Source organism: Streptomyces sp. NRRL WC-3742 (assembly GCF_000720635.1).
Classification (GTDB): domain Bacteria; phylum Actinomycetota; class Actinomycetes; order Streptomycetales; family Streptomycetaceae; genus Kitasatospora.
The window spans coordinates 17,735-35,729 of sequence record NZ_JOCF01000027.1 but is presented as its reverse complement, the minus strand read 5'-3'; the positions used below and the strand labels follow the sequence as shown (position 1 = coordinate 35,729).

At 73.3% G+C, this 17,995-nt stretch carries 11 protein-coding genes; 5 read left to right on the top strand and 6 right to left on the bottom strand.

Going from position 1 to position 17,995, the window contains the following annotated elements:
• The 3 genes from IH61_RS0116760 to IH61_RS0116750 all read right to left on the bottom strand — a co-directional run bounded on the left by IH61_RS0116760 (nt 1) and on the right by IH61_RS0116750 (nt 3,656).
• Nucleotides 1-1,524 (bottom strand): sugar transferase, encoded by a 1,524-nt coding sequence (locus tag IH61_RS0116760; protein ID WP_031070412.1) that lies wholly within the window; start codon nt 1,522-1,524, stop codon nt 1-3.
• Nucleotides 1,525-1,849: 325 nt separating this feature from the next.
• On the bottom strand, nt 1,850-3,004 hold the full coding sequence (locus IH61_RS0116755; protein ID WP_031070411.1) for a glycosyltransferase: 1,155 nt from the start codon (nt 3,002-3,004) through the stop codon (nt 1,850-1,852).
• A gap of 211 nt (nt 3,005-3,215) precedes the next feature.
• Complete coding sequence (locus IH61_RS0116750; RefSeq protein WP_031070409.1) at nt 3,216-3,656, bottom strand: SRPBCC family protein; 441 nt, start codon at nt 3,654-3,656, stop codon at nt 3,216-3,218.
• Between the two features lie 103 nt (nt 3,657-3,759).
• Here IH61_RS0116750 and IH61_RS0116745 point away from each other — a divergent pair, with 103 nt between their 5' ends.
• Nucleotides 3,760-4,662 carry a HipA family kinase gene (locus tag IH61_RS0116745; RefSeq protein ID WP_051837239.1) on the top strand — a complete coding sequence of 301 codons (903 nt, stop codon included), beginning with the start codon at nt 3,760-3,762 and terminating at the stop codon, nt 4,660-4,662.
• 124 nt (nt 4,663-4,786) lie between these two features.
• Here IH61_RS0116745 and IH61_RS0116740 read toward each other — a convergent pair whose 3' ends face one another.
• The 3 genes from IH61_RS0116740 to IH61_RS0116730 form a co-directional block, all read right to left on the bottom strand.
• Entirely contained in the window at nt 4,787-6,283 is a 1,497-nt protein-coding gene (locus IH61_RS0116740; RefSeq protein ID WP_051837221.1) for a S8 family peptidase, read from the bottom strand.
• A 271-nt stretch (nt 6,284-6,554) separates the two neighbouring features.
• Nucleotides 6,555-7,979, bottom strand: a complete 1,425-nt coding sequence (locus tag IH61_RS0116735) for a glutamine synthetase family protein (RefSeq protein ID WP_078911153.1) — start codon at nt 7,977-7,979, stop codon at nt 6,555-6,557.
• 76 nt (nt 7,980-8,055) lie between these two features.
• Nucleotides 8,056-10,755: an MXAN_6230/SCO0854 family RING domain-containing protein gene (locus IH61_RS0116730; RefSeq protein WP_051837219.1), complete on the bottom strand. Its 2,700-nt coding sequence runs from the start codon at nt 10,753-10,755 to the stop codon at nt 8,056-8,058.
• Between the two features lie 560 nt (nt 10,756-11,315).
• Here IH61_RS0116730 and IH61_RS0116725 point away from each other — a divergent pair.
• The 4 genes from IH61_RS0116725 to IH61_RS0116710 all read left to right on the top strand — a co-directional run bounded on the left by IH61_RS0116725 (nt 11,316) and on the right by IH61_RS0116710 (nt 17,976).
• Nucleotides 11,316-13,091, top strand: a complete 1,776-nt coding sequence (locus IH61_RS0116725) for a 3-hydroxyacyl-CoA dehydrogenase family protein (RefSeq protein WP_031070398.1) — start codon at nt 11,316-11,318, stop codon at nt 13,089-13,091.
• Between the two features lie 203 nt (nt 13,092-13,294).
• Nucleotides 13,295-14,215 (top strand): TetR family transcriptional regulator, encoded by a 921-nt coding sequence (locus tag IH61_RS0116720; RefSeq protein ID WP_031070396.1) that lies wholly within the window; start codon nt 13,295-13,297, stop codon nt 14,213-14,215.
• A 382-nt stretch (nt 14,216-14,597) separates the two neighbouring features.
• Complete coding sequence (gene ccrA / locus IH61_RS0116715) at nt 14,598-15,935, top strand: crotonyl-CoA carboxylase/reductase (protein WP_031070395.1); 1,338 nt, start codon at nt 14,598-14,600, stop codon at nt 15,933-15,935.
• A gap of 10 nt (nt 15,936-15,945) precedes the next feature.
• On the top strand, nt 15,946-17,976 hold the full coding sequence (locus tag IH61_RS0116710; protein WP_031070393.1) for a protein meaA: 2,031 nt from the start codon (nt 15,946-15,948) through the stop codon (nt 17,974-17,976).
• Nucleotides 17,977-17,995: the final 19 nt, after the last annotated feature.

Here is a 17,995-nt window from a genome sequence, read left to right as displayed (position 1 = left end):
TCAGCTCCCGTCCGGGTGGAGCATCAACGCCGCGGTGCGGCACAGGATCTTGACGTCCTGCCAGAGGCTCCAGCTCTCGATGTAGCGGTTGTCGAAGCGCGCCCGGTCCTCGATGGAGGTGTCCCCGCGCAGGCCGTTGACCTGGGCGAGGCCCGTGAGGCCGACGGGGACGCGGTGGCGGTCGGCGTACTCGGGGTACGCCTGGCTGAACCGCATGACGAAGTACGGGCGTTCGGGGCGCGGGCCGACCAGGCTCATGTCGCCGCGCAGGACGTTCCACAGCTGCGGCAGCTCGTCCAGGGAGCTCCTGCGCATGACGCGGCCGACGGCGCCCATGCGGTGGTCCTGGGAGATGTTCCAGCGGGTGGCCGACTCGTGCTCGTTGCTGGGGCGCAGGGTGCGGAACTTGAGGACGGTGAAGACCCGGCCGTCCAGGCCCGTGCGCTGCTGGCGGAAGAGCACGCCGGGGCCGGTGTCGAAACGGACGGCGAGGGCGCACAGGGCGAGGACGGGGGCGAGGAGCAGCAGGCCGAAGGAGGCGGCGAAGATGTCGAGGGCGCGTTTTCCGACCCAGCCGGGGCGGCGCATGGCGGCGGCGCCGACGCGTAGGCAGGGGAAGCCCCACAGGTGGTCGCCGCCGGCGATGGGGGCGGTGGGCAGGGAGCCGTACTCGCGCAGGGCGGGGACGAGCCAGACCTGGCAGCCGAGCCGGGCGGCCTCGCGCAGGGTGGCGGCGGTCTCGGCCTCGTCGGCAGCGCCGGCGGTGGCGATGACGTGGTGGACGCGGTGGCGGCGGACCTCGCGTTCCAGGGCCTCGCGGCCGCCGAGGACGGGCAGGTCGGTGTCGCCGGGCAGCAGCGGCGGGTCGGCGTCGAGGAAGCCGACGGGGCGCAGCCCGTACTCGCCGTGCTCGTCGAGGGCGGCGGCGACGCGGCGGCCGAGGCGGCCGGCGCCGAGCACCAGGACGGGGTTGGGCCGGCTGCGGCGGATGCGGCGCACGAGGTGGTAGAGGACGGCGCGGCCGAGGGCGGCGATCAGCAGTTGGGCGCCGAGCAGCACGGTGAGCCGGGCGGGGGTGGCCGGTCCGCAGTCGGGCCAGCGGCCGTCCAGGCAGCCGGCGAGGGTGACGGCGAAGGCGGTGGCGACGACGGCGCGGACGGCGAGTGCGGGCAGTTCGTCGAGGACGGAGAGGGTGAGCCGGGTGCGGTAGAGGCCGCCGGTGAGGTTGAGCAGGAGCAGGAGTGGGAGGACTGCGGCGACGCCCAGGAGGGGGGTGAGCCGGGTGGCCGGGTCGATGGCCCGGTTGGCGACGGCCGTGGCGGTGCACAGGGCGACGGCGTCGACCTGGAGCAGGGTCAGCGGCAGGGCGTAGCGGGAGGGGACCGGGCGGCGGTGGCGGCGCGGTGGGGCGACGGCGCGGGCCCGCACGGCTCCGTCCGGACGGTCGAGCAGTCCGGTGGCGGGCCGGTGGGGGCCGGGCAGGGGCCCGCCTGAGCGTGGCAAGCTGTCGTGGTCAATGGTCATCAGCGCACGAACTCCCCTGCTGTGTGCCCGGGGCGACGGCGCCCCTGCGCCGGTTGGCGGGGGGCGGCCGTCCCGGCCCGGTGGGCGCGGTCCTGACGGCACCTGCTGCCGCTGGCGGCTTTCGCGAATTCCCGGTGAGAAATCGAAACGAAGCAGGCAAAATCAGACAATACAGAACCGGGCGTTATCGGCTGGAAGTTGACTTGCCGTTTCATTCCAGCCGCCCATTAATAGGTATTTCTGATTGCCACTTCGCCCGAATATCCGGTCGAGGGTGCGAATACGACCGCGCCGTCACGGCGGGCATTCGCAGCAGGTGAAACGATCAGATCCGCTCCGGGACACGGGCCCGGCGCCGCCCCACGACCCCTCCGGCCCCCAGCAGGTGGCGGTAGAGCGCGTCCACCTGTTCGACCACGGTCCGCACGTCGTGGCGCGCCACCACGTGCTCGCGCAGCCGGGAACCGCGTCGCTCGCACTCGATCGGATCGGACAACGCCTCCGCCATCCGGGTGGCGAGCGCGCCCGCATCCTCCGGCGCGACCACCGACTGCGCGCGCTCCGCCGGGGGCAGGCACTCACGCGCCCCCGGCACGTCCGTCAGCAGCACCGGGCGGGCCGCCGCCATCGCCTCCAGCGGGGCCAGCGCCATGCCCTCCCAGCGCGAGGGCAGCACCACCAGGTCGGCCGCCGCCAGCCAGGGGCGCGGATCCGGCACGTCGCCCGTCAGCCGGACGCGGGAGGGCTCGGCCGTCTCCCGGACCAGCTCCGCGACCCGCTGCTCCTCCGGCCCGCCGCCGACCAGTGCCAGCCGGGCCTGCGGCACCCGGCGCAGCGCCTCCGGCCAGGCGGCCAGCAGCACGTCCTGGCCCTTCTGCCGACACAGGCGGCCCACGCAGACGGCGAGCGGGGCGTCGAGGTCCAGGCCGAGGGCGATCCGCGCGGCGCGGCGGTCGGCGGGCGCGTAGTGGCGCACGTCCACGCCGTTGGGCACCACCGCCCAGTCGGCGTGCACCCCGGCGGCCACGCCGTCCGCGCGTTCCTGGACGCTGACGCAGAGCAGGCGGTGCGCCCAGCGGGTCGCACAGCGCTCCCAGCGCAGGGTGGCGGCGGCCATGGCGCCGTCCACGGCGGCGAAGGACCAGGCGTGCGGCTGGAAGACGGTGGGCACCGCGCCGCGCACGGCCAGCCGGCCGGCCAGGCCGGCCTTGGCGCTGTGCAGGTGGACCACGTCGGGCCCGGCGGTCCGGACGATCCGGCGCAGCCGCCAGGCTTCGGCGGCGGTCGAGGGGCCCGGGGAGCGGTCGGCGGGCCAGTCGTGGACCAGCGCGCCCACCGAGGCCGCCTCCTCGGCCAGCCGGCCCCCGCGCGGGCAGGCGACCAGGACCCGGTGGCCGGCCTCCCGCTGCCCGCGGACCAGATCGGCGACGACGCGGGCGACTCCGCCGTCCACCGGCTGCGAAACGTGAAGGATCGTCATATGCACGGCGGCGAGCCTAGGGTCGCTCCCCCGTGCCGGGCGGGTCCCGTCACCCGGAGGTGGCGGGCCGTCCACCCGTACGGCTTTCGACTCGTACGGGTGGACGGGTCAGTCGAATTCCCGGGCGAATTCCCCGGTTCCGGTTCCGGTTCCGGTTCCGGTCCCGGTCCCGGTCCCGGTCCCGATCGGCGATCGGGGATCGGGGATCGGGTCAGCGGACCTCGGCGGCGAGGTTCTCCAGCACCTGGTCGTGAATGCGGTTCAGGCCCTTGGGGGCGAAGGTGCGCTCGAAGAAGCCGCCGATGCCCGTGGCGCCCTGCCAGGTGGCGGAGACGGTGACCTTGGAGCCGCCCTCGCCCACGGCCGAGACCGTCCAGGTGATCACCATGGTGGAGTTGGCGTCCTTCTCCACCAGCTGGTCCGGCTTCGGCGCCGAGACGGTGAACAGGCAGTCGCGCACCCGCTTCTCGGTGGCCTGCAGCCGCCAGTGCACCTGGGTGCCGGCGCCGGTGCCGCCGACCCGCACCTCGTACTCGCTGTACTGCGCCGGCAGCAGCTTCGGGCGGGTCACCTGGTAGTCGGCCAGCGCCTCGTACACCCGCTCGGGGGCCGCGTCGTAGACCCGCTCGGTGGTGGCCTGCACCTGTCCCATGACCTTGCACTCCTCGTGTGGTGGGGTACCGCTGTCCGTACCGCTCTGGCGGCAAGCCAATCACAGCGGCGCCGCCGCGACGCGCCGGGATAGGGTGGCCGGTGTGCTCGATCAGGTGACAGCGGTGCGCTACGTCGATCCACTGCGGGCCGGGGGTTCGGTGCCCGGGGTGGTGGAGACCGACGACCTGGGCACGTACGTGGTCAAGTTCACCGGGGCCGCGCAGGGGCGCAAGGCGCTGGTGGCCGAGGTGATCGTCGGCGAGCTGGCGCGGCGCCTGGGGCTGCGGGTGCCGGAGCTGCGGCTGGTGGACTTCGACCCGGCGGTGGCGGCGGAGGAGCCGGACACCGAGATCCAGGACATGCTCAAGGCCAGCGCCGGGCTCAACCTCGGGATGGACCTGCTGCCGGGGGCCCTGGACTACCGGCCGGGCCTGGTGGCGGTGGACTCCGCCGAGGCCGGGCGGGTGGTGTGGCTGGACGCCCTCACCGGCAACGTCGACCGCACCGTGCACAACCCCAACCTGGTGGTCTGGCACGGGCGGCTCTGGCTGATCGACAACGGCGCCGCGCTGATCTTCCACCACCGCTGGGCCTCCGCCGGGGCGGCGGTCGGGCGGCGCTACGACCTGAGCGCCCACGCGCTGGGCGCCTCGGCCCCGGACGTCCGGCTGGCCGACGAGGACCTCGGGCCGCTGGTGACCGCGGAGTTGCTGGAGGAGGTGCTGGCGCTGGTGCCCGACGAGTGGCTGGCCGGGGAGCCGGGCTTCGACTCGGTGGCCGCCGTCCGCCGCGCCTACGTCGAGCACCTGGCCGCCCGGGTGGTGCTCTCCGGGGAGTGGCTGCCGGAGGGGTTCTCCACGCCCGAGCAGCTGCGCGAGGCCGAGCGGCGCCAGGCGGCCCGCACCCGGGCCGGCCGGCCCGCCTGGCTGCGGGAGGTGCCGGACCTGCACGGCAAGCCCTCGGTGGAGACGGTCTGGGAGCACCACTTCGACGAGGACGGCTGAACGGAGGACGGAACCGGGGAGCGGGGCCGAAGCCCCGCTCCCCGGTTCAGCGGTGATCAGGTGTCACTGCTGTTGTCACTGCGGTTGTCACTGCGGTTGTCAGGTTGTCACCGCGGCGGGCGCGTCAGCGCCACCACTGGACCGCCTTCTCGGCGTTGATGATGCCCGCGCCGTAGAAGCCGTTGTCGTCCGCGCCACCCTCGCACTTGGCCTTCCAGTCGCCGGCGCCGCCCGGGTTGAAGTCCCCGGTCGGGCAGGCGTGGGACTCGGCCTGGCTGGTCAGCATCTCGGTCAGCTCCTCCGGGCTCGCCCACGGGAAGGTGCTGGCCAGCAGCGCGAGCACACCGGCGGCGTGCGGGGACGCCATCGAGGTGCCCTGCATGTAGCCGTACTTGCCACCGGGGATGGTGGACAGGGTGCGGCCGTTCTTGTCCGGGGTGTCCGGGATCTGGTAGCGGCGGTCGCCACCCGGCGCGGCGACGGTGACGACGCCCTTGCCGTAGCTGGAGTAGTACGCCTTGTCGCCGTTGACACCGACCGACGAGACGACGACGACGCCCGGCAGCTCGGTCGGCAGCGAGAGGCAGTCGTTGGTGATCGGGCGGGTGGTCTTGGTGGTGTCGTCCGGGCTGGAGACGTCAACCGTCTTGTGCGCCAGGTCGATGTTCTCGTTGCCCGCGGCGGCGACGTTGAGGACGCCCTTGCGCTGCGAGAACTCGACGGCCTTACGGACGGCGTCGGTGATCGCCGCCTGGTCCTTGTCGTTCGTGCAGTTGAACATCCACGGGTCGATGTAGTAGCTGTTGTTCGTCACGTTGAAGTGGTGCTCACCGGCCCACACGAAGCCGCAGATGGCGTACTCCGGGTAGATGAACTGGTTGTCGTCGACGACGCGAACGGCGGCCAGCTTGACGTTCGGGGCGATGCCGACGATGCCCTTGCCGTTCTTGGCGGCGGCGATGGTGCCGGCCACGTGGGTGCCGTGGTCGCCGTCGACGCCCGGCTGCCACGACTTCCAGTCGGTGTTCGGCTTGCCGCCGTCGATGCAGGAGACCGACTGCGAGGCGTCGACGTTGGCGGCCAGGTCCTCGTGGGTGGCGTCGATGCCGGAGTCCAGCACGCCGACCGTGACGTTGCGGCTGCCGAGCGAGATCTTGTGCGCCTTGTCGACGCCGATCTGGCGCATGTCCCACTGGTTGGGCTCGTACGGCTCCTGGCCGGGGGCGGCGGCGTTGGCACCGGACGGCGCCTCGGCGACCTCCGCCTTGCCCTGGTCGGCGGCGGTGATGCCCTTGGTACGGCTGGCGCCGACCGAGTCGACGCCCTTGGCCAGGCGCAGCTTCTCGGCGAACTTGGTGTCGTTCGAGCGGGCTATGACGACGCCGATCTGCTCGTACGAGTAGACGACGGTGCCGCCGAGGTTCTTGACGGCGTTCTCGACCTTCTGCACCTGGCCGTGGTTGGCCTTGGTGTTGACGACGTAGCTGAGCAGCGGACCGGTCGTCGAGTCGCCCGCGGGGGCGGCGACGGCGGTGCCGGCCGGCAGCGCGAGTGCGCCGGCGGTGGCGAGCACGAGGCCCACCGCCGCGTACCGGGTCCGGCTGATCCGAGGAACTCTCATAGGGGTAGGCCCTCCCGAGTCGTCATGCGGCAGCTGCGGCGAGGCAGGTGCACAGGGAATGACCGGGACGCTAATGAAGATTGGCTTAATTGCGCAAGAGGTAGTCATCTAATCGTCACATCTTCGCCAACTGCGGAGGGCAGGACTCCGCAGGTCACAGTAGGCAACAGAAAAGATGAGTGTTAAAAAGTGATGGTTTGCCGACGAGCGATGTGGTGAGCGTTCGGGCCCGCTGGAGCGCGTACGGCCGGTGGCCGATCGGCGTTTTTCGTCAGTAACGCCAGCGGGTGGCGGCCACCAACTCCTCGGGGCCGGCGGCCTCGTACCGCTCGGCCTCGGCGCGGCGCACCGCGGCCACCGCCCGGTACAGCGGCTCGCCGAGGGCCTCGCGCAGCACCGCCGACGCCTCGTACGCGGCCAGCGCCTCACCGGGACCGGTGGGCAGCCGGGGCACCGTGCCGGGCTCGGCGGCGGCCGGGTCCCCGGTGAACTCCGGTGGCAGGCGGCGGCCATCCGCCAGGCCCGCGAGACCGGCCGCGATGACGCCGCCGACGGCGAGGTACGGGTTGGCGCTGGCGTCGAAGCACTTGACCTCGGCGTTGGCGGCCGAGGCCCGCTCGCCGGTGGAGCCGGTGACCAGCCGCAGCGCGGCCTCGCGGTTCTCCAGGCCCCAGCACCGGTAGGCGCCGGCCCAGTGCTGGGGCACCAGGCGCAGGTACCCGGCGGGGCTGGAGCAGCCGAGCACCAGCAGGGCGGGCAGTTCGTCGAGGACGCCGGCGAGGAAGCCCTCGGCCTCGGGCGTGAGCCCGTGCGGGCCGGGGCCGCCGTGGCCGAGGTTGCGGCCCTCGCGCCACAGGCTCAGGTGCACATGGCCGCCGTTGCCGACGCCGTCGGTCTCGACGACGGGCGCGAAGGAGACCCGCAGGCCGTGGCGGGCGGAGACGGCGCGGATCGTGTGGCGGACGAGGACGGAGGTGTCGGCGGCGCCGACCGGGCCCTCGGGGGCGACGGAGACCTCGAACTGGCCCGGGGCGTACTCGGGGTGGATCTGCAGCACCGCCAGCCCCTGCTCGCCGAGGGCGCGCAGGACGTCGCGCAGGTAGTCGGAGAGGTCGGTGAGCCGGTGCATCCCGTACGCGGGGCCGTGCGTCGGGTAGCGCGGCTCCTCGGTCGGGGGGCCGTCCAGGGCGACGACCCACTCGACCTCGATGCCGGCCTTGAGGCTGAGGCCCAGCGCGGCGGCGGCCGCCGTCGTCCGGCGGGCGAACAGGCGCTGGCAGCCGGGGTGCGGGGTGCCGTCCTGGGTGTAGCGCTCGCCGGGGGCCCAGGCCCAGCCGGGCTGGGCGGCGAGGGGGACGGCCCGGTCGAGGTCGGGGTAGAGGCGCAGGTCCCCGGTGGGGCCGCCGATGAGGGGGCTGGTGGTGATCGCGTCGTCGGCGAGGAACACGTCGAAGCAGGGGGCCGTGCCGACGCCCCACTCGGCGGCGTGCCGCAGGCCCCCGAGCGGGACGGCCTTGACCCGGGTGATGCCCGCGTTGTCCACCCAGGTGACGGCGAGGGCGTCGACGGCGGCGGTGCGCAGCCGGTCGGCCGCCGCCTCGGCCCGGGCGGCGCGCTCGGCGCGCGGGGGCAGCGCGACGGAAGCCTCGGCGGCTTTTGTGGCCTCGGCGGTGTGGACGGTGGCTCCCGTGGTCATGCCACCATGCTGCCCCGCCCACCCGGGAGTCGTAACTCCCCCTACGGGTGGTCCGGTTGGACGCCCGTCCGCCCGTTCACCCGTTCGGGGCGAAGCGGGCCGTCCAGTCCCCCGCGGTGAGTCGCTCCACGGTGTCCGGGGCGGCGTCGGTCGGGCCGGGGTAGAGGCGGTAGAGCGCGCCGCCCGCCTCGGCCGGTGCGGGCACGTCGGCGTGCACCAGGGCCGTGAACGCCCGTGCGCCGGTGAGGCGTTCGGCGATCTGCCGGGCGATGTCGTCCGGTGCCTGCTCGATCCGCCGGTCGCTCACGTGCAGGCCGCGCAGGCGCTCGGCGAACTCGGCCACCGGCTCGTTGGCGCCCCGGCGGTAGTGGTCGAGCGTACGGCCGGTGCGGTCGCGCACCAGCACCTCGGGGCTGCCCGCGGCGGCGGTGGCGCAGGCGAGGTCCCAGAGGGTGGCGCGGGCGCCGGGGGCGAAGTGCCGCAGGACGTCCGAGGCGAGGGAGCCGATCCTCTCGTGGTGCTTGTAGAGGTTGTGGAACCCGGCGGCGGCGCTGACGTTGAGGTCCGTCCAGGTCTGGCGGCGCTGCTGGAGGTCGACGATCATCGGCACGCAGATGCGGGCGTCCCCGGCGAGGTCGAGGCGCTGGCGCAGCTCCTTGGGGCGGAAGCTGCCCTTGCGGACGCGGGCCGCCTCGGTCGGGGAGAGCGTCATGAAGCCGGCGAAGGCGTCGGTGAGGTCCTCGAAGGGGACGTCGTTGTAGCTGAACACGACGACCACGGCGTAGCGGATGGCCTCCGCGTCGAGTTCGGACAGGTCGAGGTCGACGAACTCGGTGGCGCCGTGCGGCGGCGGGGCGGTGGTGAAGTCGCCGGAGTGGACGGCGGCGCGCGGCCCGAGGACCAGGTTCGTGTAGTCGCACAGCCCCGTGAACTGCCAGTCCTCGTCGTAGAAGGCGACGGACAGGTCGAGGTCGACGCGCTGGTGCGGGCGCTGCATCCAGTGCACGAACAGCCGCAGGTGCTCCCCGTCCGGGAGCGGCTGCACGCTGCCGCGCGGCAGGGCGACGAGCGTCTTGGCGCTGGCACGCTCGGCGAAGGGGACGACCAGGTCGGCGAGCCCGGCGTCGAGCACGGCGAGGTCGTAGGGCTCCGGCTGCCCGGCGCGGCGCAGCAGTTCGGCCTCGATCAGGGCGCAGACGGGCTCGCTGAGCTCGGCGGGGACGCGGGTGCCCCAGTCGAAGCGGGCGTGTGCGGAGGCGACGCGGCCTCGCGGGAAGTACAGCCGGCGCTCGCCCTCCTCGCGCGGGGCGCGCAGCCGCCCGTACGCGCCGAGCAGCGGCCCGGGGGCGACGGCGCGCAGCGCACCCGGCAGGGCGTCCGTGAGCTCGGCGGGCAGCGGCTCACCGGGGTACCAGACGGTGTGCACCCGCAGCAGGTGGTGCAGTCGGCGCACGAGCTCGCCGGGGCGGGTGGCCAGCAGCCGGACGGCGGCGGGCATGTCGCCCTGGGCGAGGGCGTGCTCGGCCCGGGCGGCGAAGGTCTCGACGGTGAGCCGGGTGTGGCCGCCGGGCGTCTCGCGTACCTTCAGCGGGGCCGGGGCCTCGCGCAGCTGCGGGCCGAGGCCGTGGTGGTGAACGTCGGTCTCGCGCAGGACGGCGAAGGCGGCCGCCGCGTACGGGAAGCGGGCCCGGTGCTCGTACGGGTGCAGCAGTTCGCCGGCGCGCAGCCACGCCTGGCGGTGGCGGCGCAGGTCCTCGGCGAGGGTGCCGACCGGGAGCGCGTCGAGGACGGCGAGCAGGTCGCGGCGCAGCGGGCGGGGCAGGTTGCGCAGGCGGAAGGTGCGCGCGGTGTCGGCCAGCAGGTCGGGCTCGGCGCCGGACCACGCCCAGATCAGCCGTAGCACGTCGGTGGCGGTGGTGAGGTGGGCGTCGAGCAGGGGGCGCGCGGCCTCGCGGTCACGGCGCAGCAGGGCGGCGAGGACGGTGGCGCGGGTCTCGCGGACGGGGATCTCGGCGGGCAGCCAGGTGGCCGGGTCCGCCGGGACGTGGTCGAGGAGCAGGACGAGGTCCTCGCGGTCCTGCGGGCTGAGCGGCGTCTGCCGGTCGAGCAGGGTGGCGAGTTCGGCGACGGCGACCGCCGCGGCGTCCGTGCCGGCCAGGCGCAGCGGCTTGATCAGGCTGCCCGGCGCGAGGTCGCGGGCGACGTTGCGGGCGGACTTGGCGTCGAGGGTGAGGTAGCGCTCCTCGGTGCCGAGCGGGCTGTGGCAGTACGGGCAGTTGTGGCCTTCGCCGGCCGCGACCAGCTCCTCGTAGCAGTCGCCGCAGAGCAGGTGGGCGCAGGGGGCGAGGGCGCCGATGCCGGCGTCGAGGCTGCTGCGCTGGCAGGTGAAGCAGATCTGGCTGCTCTGGCAGAGCAGGTAGCCGCGGATCGTCGCCGAGTAGGTGGCGTGGGCGTGGCGGGGCACGGCCCTGGGGAAGTCGCGGAAGAGCGGCTTGTGGCGGCGGTCGGCGCCGAGCATGGCGTCGAGCTTGCGCAGCAGCCGGGAGCCCTTGGTGGCGAGGTCGGCGGGGCGCAGCAGGGAGAGGGCCGTGCGGAGGTCGCGGGTGAGGGCGTAGCCGCGCTGGGCGAGGTCGGCCTCCAGCGCGACGATGCCTTCGGCCGTCCAGGGCTGGGGCTCCTCGGGCCGGTCGCCGAGTTCGACCCGTACGGCGTGACGGCGCAGCAGGTAGGCGTCCAGGACGGTGTCGGGCGCGGCGGTGGCCGTCTTCTTGTTCACTGCTCCCCCGGGTGGATACGACGAAGCGGGGGCGGAGAGTGGGCGCACTCGATTCATAAGAGAGATGAGAGAAGGAAGCACGCCGCGGAGCCGCCCCCGCGTCGATCACCCTAGCGAACGGGTGCCGTCGGACCCGAACGGTTTTCTCCCGCCCTCTTCCTACTGGCCGGTAGCTTCGCTATGGTGGCCGCACGCATCACCGCCGGGCTTCGGGAGCCGCACCGGCGGGTTCCGCGGCGCCGTGTCCTTTCGGCGTTCGCACGGTGCCTTCACCGGCCGGTGCCGCGATCCGCGGCGGGGCCGGGTGCACTCCCCTTTCAGCTTCAGCTTTCAGCGTCGCTTCCTTCACCTCCGAGCGCCTGAGCACCTGCAGCACCACGGCACACCCGCAGTTCGGCCGGAGCGGACCGGCCGCGGCCGGTGTCGCCGGAACCCGTCACCTCCCCAAGCCCCCCGCGCGTGGACCCTCCTCCGGCGGCGGCCGCCGCCTGTCCGTCGACGGGTGCGGCGGCCCGCCCGCCGCTGCATGCGCGGGGCCCTTCATGACTAGGAGTCAGGACATGGAGCGTCCCTACCCCACCGTGGCCGTCGTCGGCCTCGGCACGATGGGCGCCGGCATCGCCGTCGCGATCGCCAGGAGCGGCCGCCGGGTGATCGGCATCGAGGCCGGCGAGGACTCGGCGGCCCGGGCGCTGGCCCGGATCGAGGAGAGGACCGCCCACGCCGTGGAGCGGGAGCGGATCACCGCCGAGGAGCGCACCGCGCTGCTGGCCCTGATCGAGGTCGGGCACGAGCTGACGGCCGCCGCCGGGGCGGACCTGGTGATCGAGGAGGTGCCCGAGCAGCTGGAGCTGAAGCGGGAGCTCTTCGCCGAGCTGGACCGGATCTGCCCGCCGGAGACGGTGCTGGCCACCGGCACCACCGCGCTGTCGGTGACCCGCATCGCCGCGGCCACGGCCCGTCCGGAGCGGGTGCTGGGCCTGCACTTCTTCAACCCGGTGCACAGCATGAAGCTGGTCGAGGTCGTCCGTACGGTGCTGACCTCCCCGCAGACCGCCGAGGACGCCGCCGCCTTCGCCCGGGACCTCGGCAAGGAGCCGGTGGCGGCCGGCGACCGGGCCGGGTTCGTGGTCAACGGCCTGCTGTTCGCGTACCTGAACCAGGCCGCCGCGATGTACGAGTCCCGGTACGCCTCGCGCGAGGACATCGACGCCGCGATGCGCCTGGGCTGCGGCCTGCCGATGGGCCCGCTGGCGCTGCTCGACCTGATCGGGATCGACACCGCGCGCACCGTGCTGGAGGCGATGTACGAGCAGTCGCGCGACCGGCTGCACGCGCCCGCGCCGATCCTCGGCCAGCTGGTCTCGGCGGGGCTGCTGGGCCGCAAGTCCGGCCGGGGCTTCTACACCTACGAGGCGCCGGGCTCCTCCAGGGCCGTGGACGCGGCGACCGGGCCCGCGCTGCCCAAGGTGCCGGGGCGCACCGTCCGTACGGTCGGTGTCTGCGGCTCGGGGACGATGGCGACCGGCATCGTCGAGGTGTTCGCCAAGGCCGGGCACCCGGTGCTGCTGGCCGCCCGCAGCCAGGAGAAGGCCGAGCGGGCGAAGGCGCAGCTGGCGAAGTCGCTGGAGCGCTCGGTGACCAGGGGCCGGATGAGCGGGGAGCAGCGGGACGCGGCGCTGGCGCTGGTCACCCCGGTCGGCGGGTACGCGCAGCTGGCCGACGTGGACCTGGTGGTCGAGGCGGTGGCCGAGGACCTCGCGGTGAAGCGGGAGCTGTTCGCCGCCCTGGACAAGGTCGTCCGCCCGGGCGCGGTGCTCGCCACCACCACCTCCTCGCTGCCGGTGATCAGCTGCGCGACCGCCACCTCGCGGCCGCAGGACGTGATCGGCATGCACTTCTTCAACCCGGCCCCGGCGATGAAGCTGGTCGAGGTGGTCTCCACGGTGCTGACCGCGCCGGAGGTCACCGCGACGGTGCTGGAGCTGACGGCGAAGGTGCGCAAGCACCCGGTGGAGTGCGGCGACCGGGCCGGGTTCATCGTCAACGCGCTGCTGTTCCCCTACCTGAACGACGCGGTGCGGATGCTCCAGGAGCACTACGCGACGGTGGACGACATCGACACCGCGATGAAGCTGGGCTGCGGCTACCCGATGGGCCCCTTCGAGCTGCTGGACGTCGTCGGGCTGGACGTCTCGCTGGCCATCGAGCGGGTGCTGCACCAGGAGTTCCGCGAGCCGGGCCTGGCCGCGGCGCCGCTGCTGGAGCACCTGGTCGCGGCGGGCTGCCTGGGCCGCAAGACCGGCCGCGGCTTCCGCGACCACGCGCGCCGGTGACCGGCCGACCGGCCGGCGGTCCGGGGGCGCACGGCAGCGGCCCTGCGCCCGCGGGCGGGCCGGGGGCGTACGGCGCCGGGCCGGGCTGGGCGCCGGGCTCGGTCGCCTCGCGCTGGCCGCGCCCGGCGGTGACGGGCCCGGTGACGCCGGTACGCCGGGGAAGGGCCGCGGGCGCCGAGCCGGGGCCGTGTAGCGTTCCGGACATGGATCGGGTTCAGTCAGCCACCCCGCAGCACCCCGCAGTCCCGCGCGGCACCGACCGGACGGCCCCCTCGACCGGGGGCGCCGGCCCGGAGGGCGGTCCCGGCAGCCGCAGGGCGGCCGCGCAGCGCCAGCAGATGCGCCAGGACCTGGCCACGGCCGCGATGGACCTGTTCGCCACGCAGGGGTACGAGGAGACGACCGTCGACCAGATCGCGGCGGCCGCCGGGGTCGCCCGGCGCACCTTCTTCCGGTACTTCCGGTCGAAGGAGGAGGCGATCTTCCCCGACCACGACGACACCCTGATCCGGGTGGCGGACCTGCTGGCCAGCGCCGAGCCGGAGGAGCACCCGCTGGACGTGGTCTGCCGGGGCATCAAGGAGGTGCTGCGGATGTACGCCTCCACCCCGGGGGTGTCCGTGGCCCGCTACCAGCTGATCCGTCAGGTCCCGGCGCTGCGCGAGCGGGAGATCGCCGTGGTGGCCCGCTACGAGCGGCTGTTCACCCGCTACCTGCTGGGCCGCTTCGACACCGGCGAGCCGATCCCCTCGGGCTGGCAGCGCGGCGGCGAGGACGACTCGATGCTGGCCGAGGTGTCGGCGGCGGCGGTCGTCGCGGCGCACAACCACGTGCTGCGGCGCTGGCTGCGGGCCGGCGGCCGGGGTGACGTGGAGGCGCAGCTGGACCACTCCTTCGAGGTGATCCGGCGCACCTTCTGGGCGGCCAGCGAACCGGGTGCCAGACGCCGCGGTTCAGTGGTGGCACCGGGTGCCAATGGGGCACCCGGGGAGGCGGTGGCGGAGAGCGCACTGAGTGCCAGCCCCCAAGGTGAGGTGCTCATCACAGTCGCCCGGACGGACGCTCCGCTGGACGTGGTGGTGGACAGCATCCGAGCCGCACTGAGCGGCGCCCGGGAGTCCTGAGCCGGGAATAACAGCAGGTCAGAGCGTTACGAAAGGCCCGCGCCGAACCGTCGGCGCGGGCCTTTCGCGTACGCGCTCAACGCGCGTCACGCCCGCTTTGCCGCCTTTCCAGGCTGTCCAAATTCGTGACACCCGGTGTCTTTACGTCTGGCACAGGGTGCCACTAGCTTGTTACCCACCAGTCGCGGCGCCGCGGCTCCCCACCTCGGCGCGCCGTCGTCCGGCGTTCCCACACCCCGGGAGCAGTGCCAGTCCCCGCCCGATCCACCCCGGGCACCGAACTGACCAGCCCACCCACCACCCGTACCAGCGAAGCCGGTGTCCGCTCCCGGCTCCCCCAGACGCCCTGTGCCCTCACACAGGTACGCCTTCGGAGGCAGCCATGCAGGAAATCCTCGACGCGATCCTCAGCCCCGACACCACGTCGGCCGACTTCGCGGCAATCGCACTGCCCGAGTCCTACCGGGCGGTCACGCTCCACAAGGACGAGGAGCAGATGTTCGCGGGCCTCGACAGCCGCGACAAGGACCCTCGCAAGTCCCTTCACCTCGACGAGGTCGCCCTGCCCGAGCTGGGCCCGGGCGAGGCCCTGGTGGCCGTCATGGCCAGCGCGGTCAACTACAACACCGTCTGGAGCTCGATCTTCGAGCCCGTCTCCACCTTCGGCTTCCTGGAGCGCTACGGGCGGCTCTCGCCGCTGACCAAGCGCCACGACCTGCCGTACCACGTGCTCGGCTCGGACCTCGCGGGCGTGGTGCTGCGCACCGGCGCCGGGGTCAACGCCTGGAAGCCGGGCGACGAGGTCGTCGCCCACTGCCTCTCCGTCGAGCTGGAGTCCTCGGACGGCCACAACGACACGATGATGGACCCGGAGCAGCGCATCTGGGGCTTCGAGACCAACTTCGGCGGCCTGGCCCAGATCGCCCTGGTCAAGACCAACCAGCTGATGCCCAAGCCGAAGCACCTCACCTGGGAGGAGGCCGCCTCCCCGGGCCTGGTCAACTCCACCGCGTACCGCCAGCTGGTCTCGCGCAACGGCGCGGGCATGAAGCAGGGCGACAACGTGCTCATCTGGGGCGCCAGCGGGGGCCTCGGCTCGTACGCCACCCAGTACGCGCTGGCCGGCGGCGCCACCCCGATCTGCGTGGTCTCCAGCCCCGAGAAGGCCGAGATCTGCCGGGCCATGGGCGCCGAGGCGATCATCGACCGCTCCGCCGAGGGCTACCGGTTCTGGAAGGACGAGAACAACCAGGACCCGCGCGAGTGGAAGCGCCTGGGCTCCAGGATCCGCGAGTTCACCGGCGGCGAGGACGTGGACATCGTCTTCGAGCACCCGGGCCGCGAGACCTTCGGCGCCTCGGTGTACGTCACCCGCAAGGGCGGCACCATCGTCACCTGCGCCTCCACCTCCGGCTACATGCACCAGTACGACAACCGGTACCTGTGGATGTCGCTCAAGCGGATCGTCGGCTCGCACTTCGCCAACTACCGCGAGGCGTTCGAGGCCAACCGTCTGGTCGCCAAGGGCAAGATCCACCCGACCGTCTCCAAGGTCTACTCCCTGGAGGAGACCGGCCAGGCCGCCCTGGACGTGCACCGGAACAGGCACCAGGGCAAGGTCGGCGTGCTCTGCCTGGCCCCCGAGGAGGGCCTGGGCGTCACAGACCCCGAGTTCCGCGCCAAGCACATCGACGCCATCAACCGCTTCCGGAACGTGTGAGACGCCTCCGATGACCGAGCCTCAGAAGCGCGACCGCCCCTGGCTGATGCGCACCTACGCCGGGCACTCCACCGCGAGCGACTCCAACGCGCTCTACCGGCGGAACCTGGCGAAGGGCCAGACGGGCCTGTCCGTCGCCTTCGACCTGCCGACCCAGACCGGCTACGACTCCGACCACATCCTCGCCCGCGGCGAGGTCGGCCGCGTCGGCGTCCCGGTCGGCCACGTCGGGGACATGCGCACCCTGTTCGACGGCATCCCGCTCGAGCAGACCAACACCTCGATGACGATCAACGCCACCGCCATGTGGCTGCTGGCGCTCTACCAGGTGGTCGCCGAGGAGCAGGGCGCCGACGTCTCCAAGCTCACCGGCACCACCCAGAACGACATCGTCAAGGAGTACCTGTCGCGCGGGACGCACGTCTTCCCGCCCGGCCCCTCGGTGCGCCTGATCACCGACATGATCGCCTACACGGTCGGCAACATCCCCAAGTGGAACCCGATCAACATCTGCAGCTACCACCTGCAGGAGGCCGGGGCCACGCCCGTCCAGGAGATCGCCTACTCGATGTGCACCGCCATCTCGGTGCTCGACGCGGTGCGCGACTCCGGCCAGGTGCCCGCCGAGCGGATGGGCGAGGTCGTCGCCCGGATCTCCTTCTTCGTCAACGCCGGGGTGCGCTTCGTCGAGGAGATGTGCAAGATGCGCGCCTTCGGCCGACTCTGGGAGAAGGTGACCCGGGAGCGCTACGGCGTCACCGACCCCAAGCAGCGCCGCTTCCGCTACGGCGTGCAGGTCAACTCCCTCGGCCTGACCGAGGCGCAGCCGGAGAACAACGTCCAGCGGATCGTGCTGGAGATGCTCGCCGTCACCCTCTCCAAGGACGCTCGCGCCCGCGCCGTCCAACTCCCCGCCTGGAACGAGGCGTTGGGCCTGCCCCGGCCCTGGGACCAGCAGTGGTCGCTGCGCATCCAGCAGGTCCTGGCCTTCGAGTCGGACCTGCTGGAGTACGGTGACCTCTTCAACGGCTCCGAGGTCGTCGAGACCAAGACCGCCGAGCTGCTGGCCGGCGCCGAGGCGGAGATCGCCAAGGTCATGGAGATGGGCGGGGTCATCCCGGCCGTCGAGTCCGGCTACCTCAAGTCCAACCTGGTCGCCTCGCACGCCGCGCGCCGGGCCCGGATCGAGTCCGGCGAGGACAAGATCATCGGGGTGAACTGCTTCGACACCACCGAGGAGAACCCGCTCACGGCCGACCTCGACACCGCCATCATGGTCGTCGACCCGGCCTCCGAGCAGTCCGTCCTCGCCGCCCTGGAAGCCTGGCGCGGCGGGCGCGACGAGGCTTCCGCCCAGGAGGCGCTGGCGCAGCTCAAGGCCGTCGCCGCCACCAGCGACAACCTGATGCCGGCCACCCTCGCCTGCGCCCGCGCCGGGGTCACCACCGGCGAGTGGTCCTTCGCCCTGCGCGAGGTGTTCGGCGAGTACCGCGCCCCCACCGGCGTGGGCGGCGCCCCGGTCGCCGTGGCCGCCGAGCCCGGCGGGGAGCTGGAGCAGGTCCGCGCCGCCGTGGCCGCCACCGCCGAGGAGCTGGGCTCCGGCCGGCTGCGCCTGCTGGTCGGCAAGCCCGGCCTGGACGGGCACTCCAACGGCGCCGAGCAGATCGCCGTCCGGGCCCGCGACGCCGGGTTCGAGGTGGTCTACCAGGGCATCCGGCTCACGCCCGAGCAGATCGTCTCCGCCGCCGTCGCGGAGGACGTGCACTGCGTGGGCCTGTCCATCCTCTCCGGCGCCCACACCGAACTGGTGCCCGACGTGCTCAAGCGGCTGCGCCGCGCCGGGGTGCAGGATGTTCCGGTGATCGTGGGTGGCATCATCCCGGCAGCGGACGGCGAGGCCCTCAAGGCCGCTGGCGTCGCCGCCGTGTTCACCCCGAAGGACTTCGGTATCACGACCATCATCGGCCGGATCGTGGACGAGATCCGGCTGGCCAACAAGCTCCAGCCGTGGACGCCCGCACCGACCGCGGCCACCAGCTGACCAGCTGACCACTGGGAAG

Bases quoted from the DNA above. Each gene is read 5' to 3' on its own strand.
- IH61_RS0116755 (WP_031070411.1), bottom strand. From the start codon at position 3,004: ATGACGATCCTTCACGTTTCGCAGCCGGTGGACGGCGGAGTCGCCCGC.
- IH61_RS0116710 (WP_031070393.1), top strand. From the start codon at position 15,946: ATGACCGAGCCTCAGAAGCGCGACCGCCCCTGGCTGATGCGCACCTAC.
- ccrA (WP_031070395.1), top strand. From the start codon at position 14,598: ATGCAGGAAATCCTCGACGCGATCCTCAGCCCCGACACCACGTCGGCC.
- IH61_RS0116735 (WP_078911153.1), bottom strand. From the start codon at position 7,979: ATGACCACGGGAGCCACCGTCCACACCGCCGAGGCCACAAAAGCCGCC.
- IH61_RS0116740 (WP_051837221.1), bottom strand. From the start codon at position 6,283: ATGAGAGTTCCTCGGATCAGCCGGACCCGGTACGCGGCGGTGGGCCTC.
- IH61_RS0116720 (WP_031070396.1), top strand. From the start codon at position 13,295: ATGGATCGGGTTCAGTCAGCCACCCCGCAGCACCCCGCAGTCCCGCGC.
- IH61_RS0116725 (WP_031070398.1), top strand. From the start codon at position 11,316: ATGGAGCGTCCCTACCCCACCGTGGCCGTCGTCGGCCTCGGCACGATG.
- IH61_RS0116750 (WP_031070409.1), bottom strand. From the start codon at position 3,656: ATGGGACAGGTGCAGGCCACCACCGAGCGGGTCTACGACGCGGCCCCC.
- IH61_RS0116760 (WP_031070412.1), bottom strand. From the start codon at position 1,524: ATGACCATTGACCACGACAGCTTGCCACGCTCAGGCGGGCCCCTGCCC.